Origin of the sequence: uncultured Prevotella sp. (assembly GCF_946407605.1) — a bacterium.
Lineage (GTDB): Bacteria > Bacteroidota > Bacteroidia > Bacteroidales > Bacteroidaceae > Prevotella.
The window spans coordinates 71,714-93,089 of the sequence record NZ_CAMJOS010000006.1; the positions used below are offsets into that span (position 1 = coordinate 71,714).

Below are 21,376 nucleotides of genomic sequence, written 5' to 3' on the forward strand. Positions count from 1 at the left end.
GATCTTGTGGGGGACCTATGGGTCTTATAGGCCTTATGGGGGTATGGGACGGGCCTATGGGCTTCGCTCTATAAGCTCCGAGGCCACGAAGTCAGACTCAGCGCCGTCAGTGGCGTGCTGACCAATATAGTCAGGAAAGAAGAAGAGTTTGAGAACGGCGAAGATAATAATGAGTTTGATGATAATCACGGCCCATAGCACTTTCCCCAGCGTCATGCTGCGGAAACCGTCATAATAAAGGTCAAAGGCGCGATGCCAGAACCCGATTTTCTCCATAGGCCGTAACGAAAAATGTTTTCAAAGGGCAAAGATAGTGAAATAAAATAAAACATCCAAATTTGTGAGAGTTTTTTTTGGCTGTTTCGAAGAAAACCCGTATCTTTGCAGGCGTTTCATGAGAAAGCTACACTAATTATAATTGAAAATAGGAATTATTAAAAAATGAAGAAAGCACTGATAGCAGCATCTGCAATCTTAATGATTGGACTGGCCGCACTGGTGGTATATTTGCTGATGGACAACAGACAGCTGGAGCAGGAGCGAATAGAGATGCAGGAGCTGGCCGAGTTGGACAAGCAGGAAATGGAGAACGACTACGAGCGTCTGTCGCTGCAGTATAGCGAGATGATGACGCAGATTAACAACGACTCGATTATTGCACAGCTGACACAGGAGCAGATGCGCACCCAGCAGTTGCTGCAGGAGCTGAAGCAGGTGAAGGCCAACGACGCTCGCGAGATTACCCGTCTGAAGAAAGAGCTGGCCACTGTTCGCGAGGTGCTGCGTTCGTATATCCGTCAGGTGGACTCGCTGAACCAGGTGAATCAGAACCTCATAGCTGAGAACGATCGTGTGAACAGGGAACTGGAACAGTCGAACCGTGCCAACGAGGGTCTGAAGCAGGAGCGTCAGAACCTAACAGAGAAGGTGGCCATCGCCGCCCAGCTCGACGCCACAGGCATCAGCATGACGCTGCTGAACAAACGTCAGAAGGCAGCTAAGAAAATCAAGGATGCCAAGACTATTCAGGTGAACTTCACCATCGCTCGCAACGTGACTGCCGAGAATGGCAATCGCACGCTGTATGTACGCATCCAGACCCCTGCAGGTCAGACGCTGACAGCAGGCACCTTTGCCTATGAGAACCGTCAACTGGAGTACTCCATGAAGAAAGTGGTGGAGTATGCTGGCGAGGAGGTTAGCGTTCAGACCTTCTGGACTGTGGGCGAATACCTGGAGGCAGGACAGTATCGCGTCAGCATCTTTGACGAGGGCAACATGATTGGAACCAAGACCTTTAACTTTGAATAAAAAGGTAAAACTACTAAGAAAAAGATAATGAATATGAAAGGACTGAATAGGGTGAAAAGCGGGGTGAAAAGGTTATTGCCTTTTTACCTTTTGACCTTTTTGCCTTTATCCGCTGGAGCCCAGCAGATGTTGAGCCTGGACAGCTGTAGAGCTATGGCCTTGCGAAACAACAAGCAGATGGGCGTCAACCAGCTGAAGCAGGAGGTGGCTGCCAACCTGAGAAAGTCGGCACGCACCAAGTACCTGCCTCACATCAGTGCCATCGGCACTTATCAGTACACCAGCGAAGAGGTGTCAATCCTGAACAACGAACAGAAGGGTGCACTCTCGAACCTAGGCACTAACGCCATGACGAAGGTGGGTACGATGGCAGCGCAGATGGGCTATCCGTTGGATGCTCTTGCACAGCAGATGCCACAGCTGGCACAAGGTCTTGGCACAGCTACTGACCTGCTGAACAATGGTGGTCAGAAGATTGTGGACGCCCTGCGTACTGACACTCGAAACATCTTTGCAGGTACCATCATGGTGACCCAGCCCGTGTTCCTGGGGGGTAGCATCACGGCTCTGAACCGCATTGCTGACCTGAACGAGCAGATGACGAAAAACTCGAGCGACGCACAGCGCCAGGCTATCCTCTACAGTACTGACCAGACCTACTGGCAGGTGGTGTCGCTGAAGCATAAGCAGCGTCTGGCACAGAGCTATCTGGACCTCATCAAGAAGTTCGATAGCGACGTGCAGAAGATGATTGAGGAAGGTGTTGCCACCAAGAGCGACGGCCTCAGCGTCAGCGTGAAGGTTAACGAGGCCGAGATGACGCTGCAGAAGGTGAACGACGGCTTGGAGCTGTCGAAGATGCTGCTCTGTCAGATGGTGGGACTGCCTATGGACGAAGCCATCACCCTGGCCGATGAGGACAGCGAGGACTTAGGACTCACAGGCTCTGAGACCCCTGTCAGCCCCATCAGCACCAGAGTGTCGTCAGCCATTGAGAACCGTCCTGAGCTGAAGATGCTCGAAAACACCGTTGATATCAGCAAGCAAGCTACCAACGTGCTGAAGGCAGGCAACCTGCCTATGGTAGCCTTGACAGGTGGTTATGTGGTGAGCAACCCCAATATGCTGGACGGCTTCGAAAAGAAGTTCGGCGGCTTCTGGAATGTGGGCGTGCTGGTTCGTGTGCCCCTTTGGAACTGGGGCGATGTAGCCTATAAGGTACGTGCCTCGAAGGGTGTCACCGCCATTGCCAACCTCGAGTTGCAGGAGATTCGTGAGAAGATTGAGCTGCAGGTGAACCAAAACAGCCTGAAGGTCGATGAGGCCAACAAGCGCCTGATGCTCGCACAGACAGGCATCAAGAAGGCTGAGGAGAACCTGCGTACTGCCAACCTCGGCTTCAAGGAAGGTGTCATCGCCCCCACGGTGGTGATGGAGGCCCAGACGGCCTGGCTGCAGGCACAGTCACAGCTCATCGATGCCCAGATTGACGTGAAGCTCACACATGTTGACCTGCAGAAGTCGCTGGGTACACTCTATTAATTAGGAATCAAGCATTAAGAATAAAGCATTATCAGATATGAGTAATCAAGCAAAAAAACAGCATCATAACATTCTGTATGCCATCATAGGTTTTGCAGCAGTGGTTATCATCGTGGCCCTCATCGGTTTTTTCACCCTGGGTCGCGATCCAGAGCTTATTCAGGGACAGGTTGAGGTTTCTGAATACAGAGTTTCGAGTAAGGTGCCTGGACGTATCCTGGAGATTAGGGTCAGCGAGGGCGACTTCGTTCATGCTGGCGACACGCTCGCTATTATCGACGCCCCTGAGGTGAAAGCCAAGATGAAGCAGGCACAGGGCGTACAGGATGGTGCTGCCGCCTTGGACGATATGGCCAAGAACGGTGCACGCAAGGAGATGGTGCAGAGCGCCTTCCAGCTGTTGCAGCAGGCCAAGGCCGGACTGGAGATTGCAGAGAAATCGTACAACCGTGTGCAGCGCCTCTTCGACGAGGGTGTGATGAGTGCCCAGAAGCGCGACGAGGCCTATGCTATGTTTAAGGCCTCTGAGGCTCAGGTGAAAGCCGCCCAGAGTCAATATGATATGGCTGTCAACGGTGCCCGCTCTGAGGAGAAGCGTGCCGCCCAAGCTCAGCTGGAGCGTGCCAAGGGTGCTGTGCAGGAGGTCAACGCCTATATCGGCGAGACTGTGCAGATAGCCCAGATGGACGGCGAGGTGAGCAGCATCTATCCCAAGGTGGGTGAGCTCGTAGGTACTGGCAGTCCTATCATGACCATCTCGATGATGAACGATATGTGGGGCACCTTCAATGTGCGCGAGGACCAGCTCAACGGCTTGCAGGTAGGCACAGAGTTCACGGCTTTCATCCCAGCCTTCAACAAAGAGATTACCATGAAGGTGTATCACATGAAGGACCAGGGCTCATATGCTGTGTGGAAGGCCACGAAGGCCAACGGTCAGTACGACCTGAAGACCTTCGAGGTGAAGGCCCGTCCCACAGAGGCTATCGAGGGCTTGCGTCCTGGCATGTCGTTGATTATCAAGTGATTTGAGAGTTGAGAGTTGAAAGTTGAAAGTCAACGTAGTTAAGGTTGAGAGTTGAAGACGCTGAGACTTATATTTGATACTGCGCTGCACGAGATGCAGACCATCAGTCGCCACTACATCTATCTGTGCTGTATGGTGATCTTCCCGTTGATGACGATGGTGTTCTTCACCACGTTGATGGACGACGGACTGCCTACAGAGATGCCTATAGGTGTGGTGGACCTTGACAACACGTCAACGTCGCGCTCGCTGATACAGCGTCTCGACGCCTTCCAGATGTCGAGGGTGGTGGCCCATTATCCCAGCGTCAACGAGGCTCGCCGTGCTATTCAGGAAAATCATATCTATGCTTTCATGCTGATTCCCAAGGGCACCACCGACCAGCTGCTGGCCAGCCGTCAACCCAAGATCTCATTTTATTATTCCTATACCACCCTTGCCTCAGGTGCCCTGCTGATGCGCGACCTGAAGACCATCTCCACGCTGGGCTCTGCCTCTGTGGGACAGGCCACCATGCGTGCCAAGGGCTTTACTGACGCTCAGATACAGGCGTTTCTGCAGCCCATCCGTTTGGATCTGCACCAGATAGCGAACCCCTGGACCAACTACAACGCTTATCTCTCCACCATGCTGGTGCCAGGTATGATGATGTTGTTCATCTTCCTCATCTCGGCCTATTCGCTGGGTACGGAGTTGAAATTCAACACATCGAAGGAATGGATGGCACGTGCCAACAATCGCGGCGTGGTGGCCATCATTGGAAAGTTCCTGCCTCAGACCCTTATCTGGCTGGCGCTGGTCTATAGTTACGAGTTCTACGTCTTCTATGTGCTGCACTTCCCCCACGAGGGCAGTCCCTGGATGCTTATCCTGCTGGGACTTATGCAGGTGCTGTCGGCCCAGGGCTTTGGCATCTTCGCCTTTGGTCTGATGCCTTCGCTGCGCATGTCTATGAGTGTGTGCTCGCTGTGGGCTGTGCTGTCGTTCTCTATGGTGGGTTCCGCCTTCCCAGTCATGGGCATGGATGGTGCCTTACAGTTGCTGTCGTGGCTGTTCCCCCTGCGCCATTATTACATGCTGTACCAGATTACCGTGTTCAACGGCTATCCCTTGCTCGAGGCGTGGTTCCATTTCGCAGCGATGGCAGGCTTCATGCTGCTGCCTTGGCTGGTGATTGGAAAAATCAAGAATGCAATGTTGAATTATGTCTACATACCGTAATAGTTTCAGACGACGAATAGACGATACCTTTTTCATCTGGCGTGAAGAGATGAAAAATGTGGTCAAGGACGAGGGCGTGCTCATCTTCTTTATCATCGTGCCGCTGCTCTATCCCCTACTCTATTCCTGGATCTATAACAATGAGACAGTCCACGAGGTGCCTGTGGCAGTAGTCGACGACTCACACACGGCGCTCTCACGACAGTTTCTGAGGATGTGCGACGCCTCGCCTGACGTGCATGTGGCCTACTATGCGCAGGACCTTGACGAGGCCAAGTCGCTGGTGAGTCGCCAGCTGGTCAAGGGCTTCTATCTCATCCCCAGCGACTTCGAGACAAAGGTCAATCGCATGGAGCAGGCCACCATTGGCGTGTATTGCGACATGAGTCTGATGCTCACCTATAAGGCTATCTACCAGACGGCCATGCTGGTATCGATGCAGATGGGAGCAGATATTCAGACCAAGTTAGGCCAGCACTTTACCAAGCGCGAGGAGGTGATTGCGGCCCGTCCGTTGGACTATGCCGATGTGGCCATCTTCAACCCTCAGGGCGGCTATGGCTCGTTTGTGCTGCCTGGCGTGCTTATGCTGATACTGCAACAGACGCTGGTGCTGGGCATTGGTATGTCGGCAGGTACGGCTCGCGAGCGCAACCACTATAAACAGCTTATTCCTATCAGCCGTCCCTATCAGAACGTGTTTCGTATCATCTTCGGCAAGTCGCTATGTTATTTCATGATCTACGCCCTCATGGGCACATGGCTCGTAGTGGTGGTGCCTCGTATGTTCCACTTCCCCCAGCTTGCCACATGGCAGCCACTTCTTCTGCTGATGCTGCCCTATACGCTGGCCTGCATCTTCTTTGGTATGGTGGTGTCGTGCATGGTGAGATATCGTGAGAATGTGATGCTGTTGATGGTCTTTGTGTCAGTACCCCTGCTGTTTATGACGGGTGTCAGCTGGCCTCAGAGCAATATTCCTGGCATCTGGCAGGGCGTGTCGTGGGTGTTCCCCTCCACCTTTGGCGTGAAGGCCTACGTGCGTCTCAACTCTATGGGTGCTACGTTAAGCGATGTATCAACAGAGATTACCGTTTTGTGGCTCCACACCTTCCTGTATTTCTGGCTGGCATGCGTGGTCTATGGCTATCAGATCTACCTGACGCGCCAAGATGCCTTCTGGCGCATCCGCGAGATGAAGGAAAGAAAAAAAGCTAGGAAAAAAAGCAAATAATACTTCTTACTGAACCAACAAACGGCGTGCAAACTCGATGATGGTGTCGTAGCCTTTGGCGAAGTCCTCATCAGTCTGTTGTACGTTGTAGTCAGGTTCTATGCCAAACTCTGTTGAGTTGCCCTGTGCGTCGTACATCGGCACAGCAGAGAAGCGTACGCTCCAGCCGTTGGGCAGACTGCTGTTGAAGGGCATGCCCGCGCCTCCACCCGTATGGTCGCCCACCAGTATCACGTTGGGCAGCGTCTTCATATATACGGCAAACTCGTTGGCAGCACTATATACCTGACGATTGGTCAGCAACACTGCCTTTTTGTTCCATCTGAGGTTTGACGATGGTTCCAGATAGCGAGCCTCACGACCAGAGAAGTCCTGGTGTCCTGGTCCCGTCTTATGCTGGTAGTAGCCCACCAGCGTCTTCTCCTGACAGAAGCGTGCCGCCAGCTTCTCAGCGTTGGTCAACGTGCCCCCGCTGTTGTTGCGTATATCGATAATCACGCCCCTACACAGCAGCATGTATTTCATCACCTCGTCTATATTCCCCTCGCCAATGGCGTTGTTGAAGCTCTCGTAGCGAATATAGCCGATGTTGTCGTCCAGAATCTTATAGTCCAGTCCAGAGGCAATCTGGTAGTCTGTACCCATATAGCGTCGCAGCAGGGTGTCGCTGAAGTTGGTGGGATAGTCCTCGTACCACGACCAATATCGCCCCAGGTCGTGAGCAGCCATCAGGTTCACGTGTCCGTCGCGCAGCTCGCCCAGCATGTCGCTCAGCACCTCAAACAACTGTTTGTTGGTCATCTGGTTGTTCACGCGTACCTTATATTTATTATATACCTGCTGCCAGTCCAGTCCATAGGCCTCGTGTTTATACTCAAAGAAACAGTAGTGCTCGTCCATAATCTTCCACAGCGCCTCGAAGTTGCCCATGGGCGTATCGTCATACTGCTCCTCATCCACGCAACTTGATAAAAGTAAAAAGGTAAAGAGGTAAAGAGGTAAAAAACTTTTTACCCACCCAATTATCTTGTCTATCATACGAGTTTCCATCATTCTTTCAACTTTCACCTTTCAACTTTCACCTTTCAACTTTCACCTTTCAACTTTCACCTTTCAACTTTCACCTTTCCACCACGATTCCCACAAGGAATCGGTGAGAATAGACGTGCTGTTTCAGGTTGTTCACCTGCAACTGCTGGTAGTCGCCCAGATAGCCCAACGTGAGGGCTGTAGATGACGAGAAATGCCATGCTGCCGTGATCTGCTGGCGAAACGAGGGTTGCGAGACGAAGGTGGTTGGCACGATATTATGGTCGTAGTTGCCTAACGAGAAAATCTCGTAGTACGACTGTCCGTAGTTAGGACTGAACACCAGTCCGCATAGCGGCAGGTCCAGCTCATAGCGCAGCGAGAACTGCTTCAGCTGATAGGTGGCGATGCCTGATGGCCGCAGCTGCAGCCCTACGCGAGCCTGCGCAGGGTTGTTGCCGTTGCGAGTGTTATAGATAAACCCCAGCCCCAGATCGCACATAGCGCCCGCCTGCAGCTTCAGGTTGCCGTCCATCAGTTGCCAGGCATGATAGCGTCCTACGTAGAGGTTATAGCCGCCCTCCAGCTCTGTGCCTTTCTCAGCCCTGTCGTCACATTTCGAAAGGTTCAGCTGGTGCTGCCACACCCACGACCAATTTAAGTTTTTAGTTTTGAGGTTTGGAGTTTTGCCATACTCGCTAGTGGCGAGAAAGGTCAATCCTGTGCCTTTGAATTTCTCTTGTGAGAGGTAGGTGTCCAGTATCTGTGTGGGGCCTATGCCCAACTGGTAGCTCTTCTGAGCCAGCGTGCTGACGCTGATCAGAAGGCCGATAACCGTTAACCAATAACCCTTCACCATTATCCCTTAACCCTTCACCATTAACCGTTTCACGCCTCATCGTCAAACAGTCTTAGTTGTCCTGTCATCTCGTCGATGATCTGCTGCTGACTCTTGCCTGCATCGGGGTCCAGGTCTTCTGGCTCCTCCGTGCTTTCTGCGTCCTCAGCTTCCTCAGACTCTTCAGGGAAACGCACAGGCTCCAGTTCCTCGATGCTCTCTATCTGCCACGTGCTGATGCGCTTGCCCTTGGCCTTGAAGCCTTTCACGGCTATGAACTGCTCTGCATCGATATCCTCGCTGCCGCGATATTCGTCGGCGCCGCCGTAGGTCACGCGTATCAGCGGATATACCACATCGCTCAGCAGCACCTGCTGCGATTGCGGGTTCTCGCCCACGTAGTTCTGCTTGCGCTTGGTGCCCTCCATCAGGAATCGTTTCATGTAGGGATAGCCCTGGTTGTCAGCATCGAACAGCACGCAGGTCCACACCTTGTCGGGCTGGAACTTCTCTATGCGCAGGATATTCTCTTCGTAGTGGTTGTTCAGGTCGAAGTTGGTCAAGTAGAAGTCACCGTTCTTCAGCACCACCAGTATCTGGTCATCGTCGAAGAACTCGCCCAGCAGTCGTCCGTGCTCGTCGTAGTTCAGTCGGTTCACGTCTGGGTCGAACCACACCTTGCGGCCTCCCAGCGTGGAGTGTCCCTGACTCTTCAGCGTGATGCGATGTACAGGGAACTTTGTCAGGATATTACCTTTTGACGTACGTCCCTTGATGTCTATCGATGCAAACGAGCGCTCCAGGAACAGGTTCATGCGTGGGTGGTCGTTCAGCACCGAGGCGTCGAGCGTCACCTTGATTACCTCTGCCTCTCCGTTGGGGTTGGCTGTGAAGTAAAGTATGCGCGTGCCCGGTGTGCCCATCGTCAGGTCCACCTCTCTGTCGCGCGTGATACCCGTCACGTTAAAGCGCTTGATATAACAGGTGCCTGCCTTGCCGTCGCGATACACCATGTTATAGATGGTGCGTTTGTCGTTCTTCTTAAACACGCCCAGCCAGATGATGTTCTTACCCACAAAGAGCTTCTCTGCTACGCGCACCACCTTGAATTTTCCGTCTTTGTAGAAGATGATGATGTCGTCGATGTCCGAGCAGTTGCACACAAACTCGTCCTTCTTCAGTCCCGTGCCGATAAAGCCCTCGCTGCGGTTGATGTACAGCTTCTGGTTTGCCTCCACCACCTTCGTGGCCTCGATGGTGTCGAAGTTGCGTATCTCCGTCAGTCGCGGATGGTCCTTGCCGTACTTGTCCTTCAGGAACTGGAACCACGCTGCCGTCACCTCCACCAGGTTGGCCAGGTCACGGTCTATCGCGTCGATCTCGGCCTGTATGCGCGCCATCAGCTCGTCGGCCTTCTCCTTGTTGAACTTCAGTATGCGCTGCATCTTGATTTCCAGCAGCTTCAGTATGTCGTCCTTCGTCACCTCACGCACCAGTGTGGGATAATATGGCGTCAGACGCTCATCGATATGCTCGCACACGGCATCGAGGTTTGGTGCCTGTTCAAACTTCTTGTCTTTATAGATGCGCTCCTCGATGAAGATTTTCTCCAGCGAACAGAAGTGATACTGCTCCAGCAGCTCGCCCTTGCGAATCTCCAGCTCCTGACGTATCAGGTCTTTGGTGCGGTCAGCCGAGTGCTTCAGCACGTCGCTCACGGTGAGGAACTGCGGTTTGTTGTCCTTGATGACGCAGCAGTTGGGCGAGATGTTGATCTCACAGTCCGTGAAGGCATAGAGGGCGTCGAGTGTCTTGTCGCTACTCACGCCAGGTGCCAGATGCACCTGTATCTCCACCTCTGCCGATGTCAGGTCTGTGACATTTCTGGCCTTGATCTTTCCCTTCTCAATGGCCTTGGTGATGCTCTCTATCAGCGATGTCACCGTCTTCGAGTACGGCAGCTCGCGAATCACCAGCGTCTTCTGGTCCAGCTTCTCAATCTTCGCGCGCACCTTCAGCACGCCGCCGCGCTGTCCGTCGTTATATTTCGACACGTCGATGCTGCCGCCCGTCTGGAAGTCAGGATACAGGTTGAATTCCTCGCCGTGCAGATAGCTGATGGCAGCGTCGCACAGCTCACAGAAGTTATGAGGCAGAATCTTCGAGCTCAGGCCCACGGCAATACCCTCGGCACCCTGTGCCAACAGCAGCGGGAACTTCACTGGCAGCGTGATGGGCTCCTTGTTACGTCCGTCGTAGCTCAGCTGCCATTCTGTGGTCTTGGGGTTGAACACGGTGTCCAGCGCAAACTTGCTCAGTCGCGCCTCTATATATCGTGGTGCTGCGGCGCGGTCGCCTGTCAGAATGTTACCCCAGTTTCCCTGTGTGTCTATCAGCAGGTCCTTCTGTCCCAACTGCACCAGGGCGTCGCCTATACTGGCATCGCCGTGAGGGTGAAACTGCATGGTGTGTCCCACGATGTTGGCCACCTTGTTATACCTGCCGTCGTCCATGCGTTTCATTGAGTGCAGAATGCGTCGCTGCACGGGTTTGAAGCCGTCTTCTATATGCGGCACGGCACGTTCCAGAATCACATACGAGGCATAGTCCAGGAACCAGTTCTGGTACATGCCGCTCAGGTGGTGCACCACCGAGGCGTCAAACCTGTTCACTGGCTGGTAGTCCGAGTGTCCCTCTTTCGAGCTCTCCTCTATCTGTTCAGCACTTTCCTCTATCAGTTCGTCTTTTATCTCGTCGTCCATATCTTTGGTTTTCAGTTTGACTGCAAAAGTACAAAAAAATGCGCAAAATACCAAAAATATTTCACTATTTTCGAACTTTTTTATTTTGCAGCTGCGCAACAATCAACAGTGGTGCCGCTATCGCCGAGAAGGGTCCCGTAGGTCCTAAGGTGGGTGAGGCTCAATCTACTTACATTCTGGGCATGTGGAGCTCGCAGGGTGAGCAGAACAACATCAAGAAGGCTGCCGAGAACGGTGGCATCACGAAGGTTTCTCAGGTGGAATACATCGACAAGAGCATCTTCCTGGGTCTGGTCATCAAGCACACCACTCGTGTTTACGGCAAGTAAGAACCTATAATTGCTCTTATAATTGGTCGCAGCCATGCCTCTCGGGGTGTGGCTGCGATCTTGTAAAACAACAAAAATCGCCCATTTCATCGATATTTTAAAGCTTAGCGCCCTCAGCCAATTGTCAAAATCTGTATCTATTATTTCCGAGATATTTACTTCTTTTTTATACTTTGTGACTTTTGACTTTGTGACATTAAGGAGGTTTCACAAAGTCAAGGGATGTTATAAGAATTATATAATATTATAATATTATATAATTTATAGTATAGTAGTAAGCGATTCTTGCTGATGATTTATGGAAGGTGCTTAATGTCACAAAATCACATGTCACAGAATCACGTTTTCTGTTAACAGATTTTCACACTACAGGGCGCGTCGGATTTGGAAACGCAATGAAAATTTTGTACCTTTGCATTGTCAAAAATTAAGCGCTGCAGTTGCTACTATTAAGACAAAAAATTGCGAGGATTAATCCGAGCAAAAACACGAGAACTAAACTAAATGTTTAACCCTTAAAAAACACACAAACTAAACTATGGCAATTCGTATTATTGCACAGCGCCGAGTGCTTAAAATCGGCAAGAATCCTGGAGTGAAGAAGTTCGTGATGCGCCCCGAGCTCTACACGTCGCTCACTGAGAAGAAGGTCTTCGCAGAGGCCGCCACCCATAGCGGCATCAGCGCAGGAGTTATCAAGGCGGCTTGGGACGCAGCCGGCGAGGTCATCCGCACGTGGGCTACCGAGGGTCACAGCGTACCCCTGCCTGGTCTGGGCCACATGCGCTTCGGAGTCCGCTCGAAGGCTGTCGAGGGTCTGGACGATGTAAAGACCAGTCTGATCAGTACCCGCCGCATCGTGTTCACCCCCAGCGTGGACGTGAAGGACGAGCTGAAGAACACCGCCATCCAAATCACCTGCCTGGACGAGAACGGCAACGTGCTGAAGCGCGTAACCTCTGGCGACAGCGGCGAGATTGAGGACAACGAGAACGAGAATGGAACCACGGAGAACGGAAACAACGGATCTACGGAGAATGGCGGCACCAACTCGAACACGAATCCCTCGAATCCCACGAATGGTGACAACACCGGTGGTGGTGACAACGGAGACGGCTACAACTAAGGTGAAAGTTGAAACTTGAAAGGTGAAACTTAATTATTTAATGCTATGAAGAAAGAAACTTGGAAAACCGTTATTCAGATTATCGTGTCGATTCTGACTGCAGCGCTGACGGCGCTGGGAACGACCTCTTGCATGGGATGCATGTAAAAGGTAAAAAGAAAAGAGGAGGAGGTAGCACAAGCTATCCCCTCCTCTTTATTTGCTGTAGTCCTTAGCATAATAGTTCAAATAATGTACACAACTGGAATTGCGGTTTAAAAAGGGTTAAATTTTTACGCAAACATTTAACAAACATTAATTTATATGGCGAATGCAGAGAAATGCTTTACTTTTGTGAACAAAATTTATTGTATACTAACAAATAAAACAATTAAGACATGAAAAAGTATTTCTTGAGTATGATGTCCGTCATGATGATGGCATTGGTGTGTGTAGGCTTCTCAGCCTGTGGTGATGACGATAATGACGGCGGCAGCGACGGTAATAGCGGCCTCGTTGGTGTTTGGAAACGCGTCTACAAGAGAACAACCACCTATCAGAAAAACGATGCTGGCCAGTGGGTTCAAGTTGGCGAACCACAGGAGAAAACATACCAATGGGGTGATGGTTTCCAGTTCTTTGACAACGGCAAATTTGTAGAGCTTGACTTTAACGAGGATGGCAGCTATGAGGCAGATGACGATGAGCTTAAGTACAAGGTTGAGAACGGAAATCTGTATTACGTAGAGCTGGATCATGATAAAGGATGGGAATTATGGGGAGCCATCGTTATTTCTGGTAACCAGTTTGAACTGACAGAAGAAGAAATTGAAGGTTCTCGCAAAGAAGTGAAACTGAAGCGGTATGTCAGACTTTAGGATGACGACTATGAAAAAGATATTTATGATGATGTCGGCCTTGCTCACGGCTGTGGTGCTGAGTGTAGGACTGACGGCCTGCGGTGACGACGGCGATGATGATGATGGTGGCGGCAGCGGCGGCATCAACGTGAAGGCGCTGGTAGGCTCGAGCTGGTATAAGTCGGAGACCTATGCTGGCGGTGAAAATGTAGAGACGAAGAAGTACTCACTCTCGTTCAAGACCGAGTATTTCGCCACTGTACAGATTTCTGGCAACGGCGACGATGCCGACGGCCACTATCGCTGGGACTACGGCGAGAAAGACTGTCCGTTTACCATCAGCGGCAACGTGATGACCATTGAGTATAAGGGCAACAACGACTTCCAAGAGACGTTGAAGGTGACTTTCAAGAACAACAAGCCCGTGGGTTGGACTGGTGGCGGAGGCAATGCTGATGCTTCAGACGACGGTGATGATACGCCCACCACGGCAGGTACTGCCGCCATGTTCGGCTATTACTTCCCTGAGGCCTTTAGAAAATCTGCCCAAAGCTATCTCGACATGGGCTATGTTGACAATCTAGACGAGACTCATATCAAGGGATGGCATGTCGTGGACGGATCCCAAATTGAATGGGTGGAAATGGGCATGGCAGGCAAAGACCCCACTAAGATGTACAACTGCACGGTGATAGGCAAAGACACCAAAGGCAGAGCTACGGTCTATTACTTTGCTTTCTTGTATGCCCAGGAAGAGTATCGCTATGTGATGAAGGGCTCTACCATTCAGCTGAGCAACGGCCAGTCGCTGGAATACAAGAATGGTCAGATTGTTGAGAGTAACAGCGTCTATATCAAGATGAAATAACTCTCAGACACAGTTTATTTTTATGAACAAAAATTATATTGTATACTAACAAACAAAACAATTAACGACATGAAAAAGTATTTCTTGAGTATGATGACCATCATGATGATGGCATTGGTGTGTGTAGGCTTCTCAGCCTGTGGTGATGACGATGACAACAATAACAATGGCGGCAACGGCGGCGGAAACAACAGCGGACAGCAAGTCAGTCCCCAGGACGTTGTAGGTGAATGGTTAGCAATCGCTTTCACACCAGAAGGCGGCAAAAGAATTGAGGTTAACCGCTCTCAGGAGTCTGTGTGGGAGTATTATAAAAGATACAATATTACTGCAAACGGAAATATTGAAGAGTGGTCTATCAACTACAGGGGCGATGAAGAGATTCGTGGTCGTGAGGAGAAGACTCTGGTTGGTAAATACCGCATAGAGGGAAGCACCTTCATTATCTACGACTTCTACGAGGGCTACAAGAACGTCAAGGCTTACGAACAGGAAGGCGGCGGCACCATGTCTAAAGATCAGCGCAGAGCTACTGTCAGCATCTCGAATTCTATCTTTTTCATCACCGTGGATGGCTATGGCACATACGAGCTGAAGAAAACTAGCAACAATAACGAAGGCGGCAATGGCGGCTCTTCGTCTATTACGGGCGACGGCGAGACCTATGAGTTCGACTATGGCTATTGGTATGCATACGAAATAAGTGACTCAGCGACTGAGTACGTCATTCTGTTGTTTAACTGCGCTTATTACGAGGCTTTGGAAAGACAAGATGCCAGCATGCTCCCCAACAACCTGCAGACCATGACAATCATGTTCGATGTTGACGAGGCAGCCGCCAAGGCCATCCCTGCAGGCGATTATGCGCCCTTTGAGGCTCTGCTGGCTTCTCTTACCAAGCAGCAGTTGATGGAAGGCGAGAAACACGGCAAGCAGTATACGGCATTCTCGGAGAATTCTCCTGTAAAGATCACCAAGAGCGGCGACAAATATACCATCTCATTGGGCGAGCTCGATTTCTATGAAATGTTCAGTGGTGACAGGGAAAATGTTGCGTTTACCAGCAAGCCATTCACATTTACAGGTACCCTTTCACAAGTTCCTGAGAAATATTTCCAATACGAATAAAGTGAAATAAGTAAAATAGATTAAAGAAAGTGCATCAGAAATGGTGCACTTTTTTTATAGAATTTATTTGGTTTTTTGCTCACTTATTCGTAATTTTGCACCATGATAACAATAACTAAGAAGATGAAGAAAAATATTTTACTCCTTTTGATGCTGTCCATTACGCTGACTATCAGCGCACAGCGCACACCCACGATGGGCTGGAGCTCATGGAACACCTTTGCCCTGAACATCAACGAACAACTGATACGCCAGCAGGCCGATGCGATGCACACCACGGGTCTGCAGAAGGCGGGCTATAAGTACGTGAACATAGACGACGGCTACTGGGACGGTCGCGACGCCGAGGGTCACCTGCGGCTGAACACGAAGCTATTCCCCAACGGCATGCGCGCCCTGGTGGACTATATCCACTCATTAGGACTGAAGGCTGGCATCTACAGCGATGCGGGCGACAACACCTGCGGCAGCGGTAACCGTCATGCTTGGGGCCTGGGTGTAGGCTTCGCGGGGCACGAGGCGGAGGACTGCAAGCTGTACTTCATAGACTGGGACTTTGATTTTATCAAGGTGGACTACTGCGGCGGCATGCACATGAGGCTGGACGAGCGCGAGCAGTACACGAAGATATCGAACGCCATCAGAAACTGCGGCAAGAAGGACATTGTATATAACATGTGCCGATGGGCATTTCCTGGCACTTGGGGCGCTGACGTAGCCGACTCGTGGCGCACCACGGGCGACATCTACGACGCATGGAAGAGCGTGAAGGGCATACTGGCCGAGAACCTCTACCTGAGCGCCTACTGTCACGACGGACACTACAACGACATGGATATGCTGGAGGTGGGACGCTCGATGACGAAGGTGGAGGACGAGACGCACTTCGGCATGTGGTGCATCATGAGCTCGCCACTACTCATTGGCTGCGACATGGCTAACATCAAGCCCGAGGCCCTGAGACTGATGTGCAACAGCGACCTTATAGACCTGAACCAGGACAAGCTGCACCTGCAGGCCTACGTGGCCGACAAGCAGGGCGAGTGCTACATCATGGTGAAGGACATCAAGACGCTGGGCGGCAAGGAGCGCGCCGTAGCCGTCTACAACCCCAGCGACGAAGACCAGAAGGTGAGGCTCGACCCCAAGACCATCGATCTAGGCGGCGCCGTGCAGTACTACGACTGCGTGATGCAGGCACCCTATCTGTACGACCAGAACGCCATTCCCGTGTATGTTCCTGCCCACGGCACGAAGATATACAAGGTGAAAGGAGGGAAACGACTGGAGCGCACACGCTATGAGGCGGAGACGGCATGGCTGAGCCGCTATCAGGAGCTGCGCAACAACCAGGCCGCGAACACCGCCATCTACGAACAGAAAGAGGGCGCCGAGGGCGGATACATCGTCAGGTTCCTGGGCAACAGCGCCGACAACGACCTGCAATGGCAGCACGTGAACGTGAAGAAGGGCGGCGTGAAGAAGATGACCATAGCCTACTTCACCGGCGACGAGCGCGAGATGGACATCTACGTCAACGGCAGCTTCGTGAAGACCATCAAGGTGCCCGCCGGCGACTTCAACAAACGCGAGACGGTGATGATTGAGGTGAACCTGAAGAAGGGCGACAACACCATCAGCATCAAAAACCCACGCGGCTGGTGTCCTGACATCGATGGCATGACGATAAATTAACGAACACTTTTTTAAAACCACGAATTACACGAATATAACTTCACAAAAGTACGGATTATGGCAGTAGAAGAATCAAGATGGGCAATACTGTACTGTCCGAAGAAAGGATGGTTCAACACACGCAAGCGATGGAGCCGGCTGCAGCAGGAGCTGGACGCACGCAGCATACACTATGACTTCGTGCAGAGCGAGTCGGTGGAAAGCGTGGAGCGACTGATGACGATGCTCATCAACAACGGCTACAGAACCATCATCATCGTAGGTGGCGACACAGCACTCAACGATGCCGTGAACTGCTTGATGAGGCAGGAGAAGATGGTGCGCGACCAGGTGGCGCTGGGACTGGTGCCCAACGGACTGGCCAACGACTTTGCACGCTTCTGGGGCTTCGACGAGGACAACGACGCACAGACCGTAGAGTGGCTGCAGGCACGCAGGGTGAGAAAGATTGACGCAGGATGCATCACCTATCGCGACAAGAACGACCAGGAGCAGCACCGCTACTTCGTGAACTGCATCAACATTGGACTCACTGCCGACATCATGAACCTGCGCATACAGGCTCGACAGGTGCTGGGCTCACGACAGCTGGCCTTCCTGTGGTCGCTGGTGCCCATGCTGTTTCACCCCCACGACTATAAGATGCGACTGGAGATAGACTACGACGTGGTGGAACGCAGCGTGATGACGGTATGCGTGGGCAACGCCAGAGGCTACGGACAGACACCCAGCGCCACACCATACAGCGGACTATTGGACGTGTCGGTGGTCTATAACCCCAAGATAAAACAGCTGCTCGAGGGCCTGTGGCTGCTGGTCACAGGACGCTTCCTGAACCATAAGAGCGTGCACCCCTATCGCACCCGCGACATGAAGGCCGACACAGGCAAGGCGCTGGTGGGCGTCGACGGACGACTCATAGACCGACCCGTGGGCGAATATCGCATCCATGTGGAGCCGGAGGTCATCAACTTCCTGATTCCTGCGTAGAAAATAATGCAGCGCAAAAAAAACACGATAAGAGCCGAAAAGGGGACCAAAACAACCGCTTTTCGGTTTTTTTTCGTAAAAAAGCAAAATAATTGCCCAAATATTTTGTTATCACGAGAAAAATGCGTACTTTTGGAAAATCAAATCTAAAACGAGAATTATTAACAAAATTACAAAACCTATAGGACCTATGAGTTATTTACGATTCGAGAAAGCCGTGATGACAAATCTGGAGGAAAGCCTGCGTCGTGAATTGCTCCGTACCAACCGCAGTGGTGCTTACAGCGCATCAACACTGGTGGACTGTAACACACGTAAGTACCACGGACTGCTGGTGGTGCCTGTGCCAGAGATTGACGATGAGAACCATGTGCTCTTGTCGTCGCTCGACTGTACAGTGGTGCAGCACGGAGCAGAGTTCAACCTGGGACTCCATAAGTATCAAGGCAACAACTTTAGTCCCAAGGGACATAAGTACATCCGTGAGTTTGATGCCAGCCTCGTGCCTACCACCGTCTATCGCGTGGGAGGCGTCATCCTGAAACGTGAGACCATCTTCCAAGCCTACGAGGACCGTATCCTCATCCGCTATACGCTGGAGGATGCACACTCAGCCACACTGCTGCGCTTCCGTCCGTTCCTGGCATTTCGCAGCGTACGCCAGTTCACACACGAGAACTCGGTGGCCAGCCGTGAGTACCAGCAGGTGGACAACGGCATCAAGACCTGTATGTACAGAGGCTATCCTGACCTCTTCATGCAGTTTAACAAGAAAAACGAGTTTATCTTCCAGCCCGACTGGTATCGCGGCATAGAATATCCGAAGGAGCAGGAGCGCGGCTACGCCTCTAACGAGGACCTCTACGTGCCTGGCTACTTCGAGCTGCCCATCAAGAAGGGCGAGAGCATCGTCTTCGCTGCCTCAACATCGCAGATCAAGTCGAGCTCGCTGAAGGCGCTGTTCCAGAAGGAGATTGACCTGCGCGTGCCGCGCGACAATTTCTACCACTGTCTGGTTACTGCCGCCCATCAGTTCCACAACCGCGAGGCTGACGATACCCGCTATCTGCTGGCTGGCTATCCCTGGTTCAAGTGTCGTGCACGCGACACCTTTATCTCGCTGCCTGGTCTGACGCTGTCTATCAACGAGGCCGACTACTTCGAGCTGGTAATGAACACCGCCGAGCGGGGTTTGCGCGAGTTTATGGAGGGTAAGCCGCTGACGGTAAAGATTTACGAGATGGACCAGCCCGACGTGCCCCTCTGGGCCGTATGGTCTATTCAGCAGTATGCCCGCTATATGGGTCGCGACAAGGCCTTCGAGAAATACGGCAAGCTGCTGCAAGACATTATTATATATATAAAGGATGGCAAGCATCCCAACCTCAGGCTCGACGACAACGGACTGCTCTTTGCCGACGGACGCGACAAGGCCATCACCTGGATGAACTCTGTGGCCAACGGCAAGCCCGTGGTGCCCCGTTCGGGCTATATCGTAGAGTTCAATGCCCTGTGGTACAACGCCCTGAAGTTCTGTGCTTCGATGGCTGCCGAGAAGGGCGACGCCAAGGGTGCCGAGGCGTTGGAGAAGCTGGCCCAGAAGACCAAGCAGTCGTTTGTCGATACGTTTGTCAACGAGTACGGCTATCTGCTCGACTATGTCGATGGCAACATGATGGACTGGAGCGTTCGCCCCAACCAGATCTTCGCCGTAGCACTCGACTACTCACCACTCTCGCAGCAGCAGATGAAGAGCGTGGTGGATATCTGCACACGCGAGCTGCTCACACCCAAGGGACTGCGCTCGCTGTCGCCTAAGAGTGGCGGTTACAACCCCATGTACGTAGGTCCGCAGACACAGCGCGACTATGCCTACCATCAGGGTACGGCGTGGCCTTGGCTGGGCGGATTCTACATGGAAGCCTGCCTGAAGCTGTATAAGCGCACACGACTGTCGTTCGTAGAGCGTCAGATGGTGGGCTACGAGGACGAGATGGACTATCATGCCATCGGCACCATCTCAGAACTGTTTGACGGTAACCCACCGTTCCATGGTCGCGGAGCTATGTCGTTTGCCATGAATGTGGCCGAGATCCTGCGCACCATGAAGCTGTTGGAAAAATATTCATATCAGAAGTAAGGAGGGCCGACTATGAAAGTATTAATGTTTGGATGGGAGTATCCTCCTCATGTATTCGGTGGACTTGCCACCGCTAACTACGGTATATCAGAGGGCTTGAAGGCACAGGGCGACATCGAGACGGTGCTTTGCCTGCCCCACCCCTTTGGTGATGAGAGTCAGCACGCCTGTCGCATCGTGGCTATGAACGCTGTGCCTATCGCTTGGCGCGATGTCAGCTACGACTACGTCAGACAGCGTGTGGGCAATATCATGGACCCAGAATATTACTTCAAGTGTCGTGAGCATATCTATGCCGACTTCAACTATATGCACGTCAACGACTTAGGTGCTATGGAGTTTGCCGGAGGCTATCCCAGCAACCTGCACGAGGAGATCAACAACTACTCGATCATCGCTGGCGTCGTGGCTCGTACGGAGGAGTTCGACATCATCCACGCACACGACTGGCTCACCTTCCCTGCTGGCATCCACGCCAAGCAGGTCAGCGGCAAGCCCCTGTGCATACATGTTCACGCCACAGACTTCGACCGCAGCCGCGGCAAGGTGAACCCCACCGTCTATTCTATCGAGAAGAACGGTATGGACCATGCCGATTGCATCATGTGTGTGTCTGAGCTCACACGACAGACGGTCATCAACCAGTATCATCAGGACCCGCGTAAGTGCTTCACAGTACACAACGCCGTATATCCGCTGCCGCAGGAGTATCAGGACATCCCACGTCCTGACCATACGGGCAAGGAGAAGGTGGTGACCTTCCTGGGACGTATCACCATGCAGAAGGGACCTGAGTATTTCGTCGAGGCCGCTAATATGGTGCTGCATCGCACACGCAACGTGCGGTTCTGCATGGCTGGCTCTGGCGACATGATGGATGCGATGATCTACCTCGCTGCAGAGCGTGGCATCGCCGACCGCTTCCACTTCCCTGGCTTTATGCGAGGCAAGCAGGTGTACGAGTGTCTGAAGGCCAGCGACGTCTATGTCATGCCTTCTGTATCAGAGCCCTTCGGCATCTCGCCCCTCGAAGCTATGCAATGCGGCACGCCCTCTATCATCTCGAAGCAGAGTGGCTGCGCCGAGATTCTGAACAACTGCATCAAGGTGGACTACTGGGATGTGCATGCGCTGGCCGACTCCATCTACTCTATCTGTGTCAACGAGTCGCTCTTCAACTACCTCAAGGACGAGGGAAAGAAAGAGGTGGACCAGATTACGTGGGAGAAGGTGGGTCGCTGGATTCGCACACTCTATCGTCGCACACTCGGCTGGGAAGACTAATTTAATTAAGAAT

19 protein-coding genes are annotated in these 21,376 nt (G+C 52.1%); 15 read left to right on the plus strand and 4 right to left on the minus strand.

Features of this window, described 5'->3' with window-relative positions:
- Positions 1–54: 54 nt before the first annotated feature.
- Entirely contained in the window at positions 55–276 is a 222-nt protein-coding gene (locus Q0R57_RS04450) for a DUF4492 domain-containing protein (protein WP_294744202.1), read from the minus strand.
- A gap of 165 nt (positions 277–441) precedes the next feature.
- Between Q0R57_RS04450 and Q0R57_RS04455 the strand changes: the two genes are divergently transcribed.
- The 5 genes from Q0R57_RS04455 to Q0R57_RS04475 are packed head-to-tail and all read left to right on the plus strand — an operon-like array spanning position 442 to position 6,335.
- The gene (locus Q0R57_RS04455) at positions 442–1,311 is read left to right on the plus strand and encodes a hypothetical protein (protein WP_294744203.1); all 870 of its coding nucleotides are present in this window, start codon (positions 442–444) and stop codon (positions 1,309–1,311) included.
- Positions 1,312–1,338: 27 nt separating this feature from the next.
- Positions 1,339–2,853 (plus strand): TolC family protein, encoded by a 1,515-nt coding sequence (locus tag Q0R57_RS04460; protein ID WP_294744204.1) that lies wholly within the window; start codon positions 1,339–1,341, stop codon positions 2,851–2,853.
- Between the two features lie 37 nt (positions 2,854–2,890).
- Positions 2,891–3,880: a biotin/lipoyl-binding protein gene (locus Q0R57_RS04465; protein ID WP_294744205.1), complete on the plus strand. Its 990-nt coding sequence runs from the start codon at positions 2,891–2,893 to the stop codon at positions 3,878–3,880.
- Positions 3,881–3,931: 51 nt separating this feature from the next.
- Complete coding sequence (locus tag Q0R57_RS04470) at positions 3,932–5,101, plus strand: ABC transporter permease (protein ID WP_294744206.1); 1,170 nt, start codon at positions 3,932–3,934, stop codon at positions 5,099–5,101.
- The gene (locus Q0R57_RS04475; RefSeq protein ID WP_294744207.1) at positions 5,085–6,335 is read left to right on the plus strand and encodes an ABC transporter permease; all 1,251 of its coding nucleotides are present in this window, start codon (positions 5,085–5,087) and stop codon (positions 6,333–6,335) included. The genes Q0R57_RS04470 and Q0R57_RS04475 overlap by 17 nt, the downstream gene beginning before the upstream one ends.
- 6 nt (positions 6,336–6,341) lie before the next feature.
- Here the strand turns inward: Q0R57_RS04475 and Q0R57_RS04480 are convergent, their stop codons facing one another.
- The 3 genes from Q0R57_RS04480 to Q0R57_RS04490 form a co-directional block, all read right to left on the minus strand.
- Entirely contained in the window at positions 6,342–7,373 is a 1,032-nt protein-coding gene (locus tag Q0R57_RS04480; protein WP_294744208.1) for a S41 family peptidase, read from the minus strand.
- Between the two features lie 82 nt (positions 7,374–7,455).
- A complete protein-coding gene (locus Q0R57_RS04485) occupies positions 7,456–8,223 on the minus strand; it encodes a DUF3316 domain-containing protein (RefSeq protein ID WP_294744209.1) in 768 nt (255 codons plus the stop codon).
- 29 nt (positions 8,224–8,252) lie between these two features.
- Positions 8,253–10,964, minus strand: a complete 2,712-nt coding sequence (locus Q0R57_RS04490; RefSeq protein ID WP_294744210.1) for a DNA gyrase/topoisomerase IV subunit A — start codon at positions 10,962–10,964, stop codon at positions 8,253–8,255.
- 38 nt (positions 10,965–11,002) lie between these two features.
- On the opposite strand from Q0R57_RS04490, the gene Q0R57_RS04495 reads away from it, so the two are divergent.
- The 10 genes from Q0R57_RS04495 (at position 11,003) to Q0R57_RS04540 (ending at position 21,363) form a co-directional block, all read left to right on the plus strand.
- The gene (locus Q0R57_RS04495) at positions 11,003–11,293 is read left to right on the plus strand and encodes a TRL domain-containing protein (RefSeq protein ID WP_294744211.1); all 291 of its coding nucleotides are present in this window, start codon (positions 11,003–11,005) and stop codon (positions 11,291–11,293) included.
- 538 nt (positions 11,294–11,831) lie between these two features.
- Positions 11,832–12,419, plus strand: coding sequence for a DNA-binding protein (locus Q0R57_RS04500; RefSeq protein WP_294744212.1), 588 nt, complete (start codon positions 11,832–11,834; stop codon positions 12,417–12,419).
- 45 nt (positions 12,420–12,464) lie between these two features.
- On the plus strand, positions 12,465–12,566 hold the full coding sequence (locus Q0R57_RS04505) for a smalltalk protein (protein ID WP_294744213.1): 102 nt from the start codon (positions 12,465–12,467) through the stop codon (positions 12,564–12,566).
- Between the two features lie 230 nt (positions 12,567–12,796).
- Entirely contained in the window at positions 12,797–13,276 is a 480-nt protein-coding gene (locus tag Q0R57_RS04510) for a hypothetical protein (protein WP_294744214.1), read from the plus strand.
- A 10-nt stretch (positions 13,277–13,286) separates the two neighbouring features.
- Complete coding sequence (locus tag Q0R57_RS04515) at positions 13,287–14,126, plus strand: hypothetical protein (protein WP_294744215.1); 840 nt, start codon at positions 13,287–13,289, stop codon at positions 14,124–14,126.
- A 69-nt stretch (positions 14,127–14,195) separates the two neighbouring features.
- A complete protein-coding gene (locus tag Q0R57_RS04520; RefSeq protein ID WP_294744216.1) occupies positions 14,196–15,254 on the plus strand; it encodes a hypothetical protein in 1,059 nt (352 codons plus the stop codon).
- 123 nt (positions 15,255–15,377) lie between these two features.
- Positions 15,378–16,949 carry a CBM35 domain-containing protein gene (locus tag Q0R57_RS04525; protein WP_294744217.1) on the plus strand — a complete coding sequence of 524 codons (1,572 nt, stop codon included), beginning with the start codon at positions 15,378–15,380 and terminating at the stop codon, positions 16,947–16,949.
- 57 nt (positions 16,950–17,006) lie between these two features.
- Complete coding sequence (locus Q0R57_RS04530) at positions 17,007–17,939, plus strand: diacylglycerol kinase family protein (protein WP_294744218.1); 933 nt, start codon at positions 17,007–17,009, stop codon at positions 17,937–17,939.
- 190 nt (positions 17,940–18,129) lie between these two features.
- Positions 18,130–20,079, plus strand: coding sequence for a glycogen debranching enzyme N-terminal domain-containing protein (locus Q0R57_RS04535; protein ID WP_294744219.1), 1,950 nt, complete (start codon positions 18,130–18,132; stop codon positions 20,077–20,079).
- Between the two features lie 12 nt (positions 20,080–20,091).
- The gene (locus tag Q0R57_RS04540) at positions 20,092–21,363 is read left to right on the plus strand and encodes a glycosyltransferase family 4 protein (protein WP_294744220.1); all 1,272 of its coding nucleotides are present in this window, start codon (positions 20,092–20,094) and stop codon (positions 21,361–21,363) included.
- Positions 21,364–21,376: the final 13 nt, after the last annotated feature.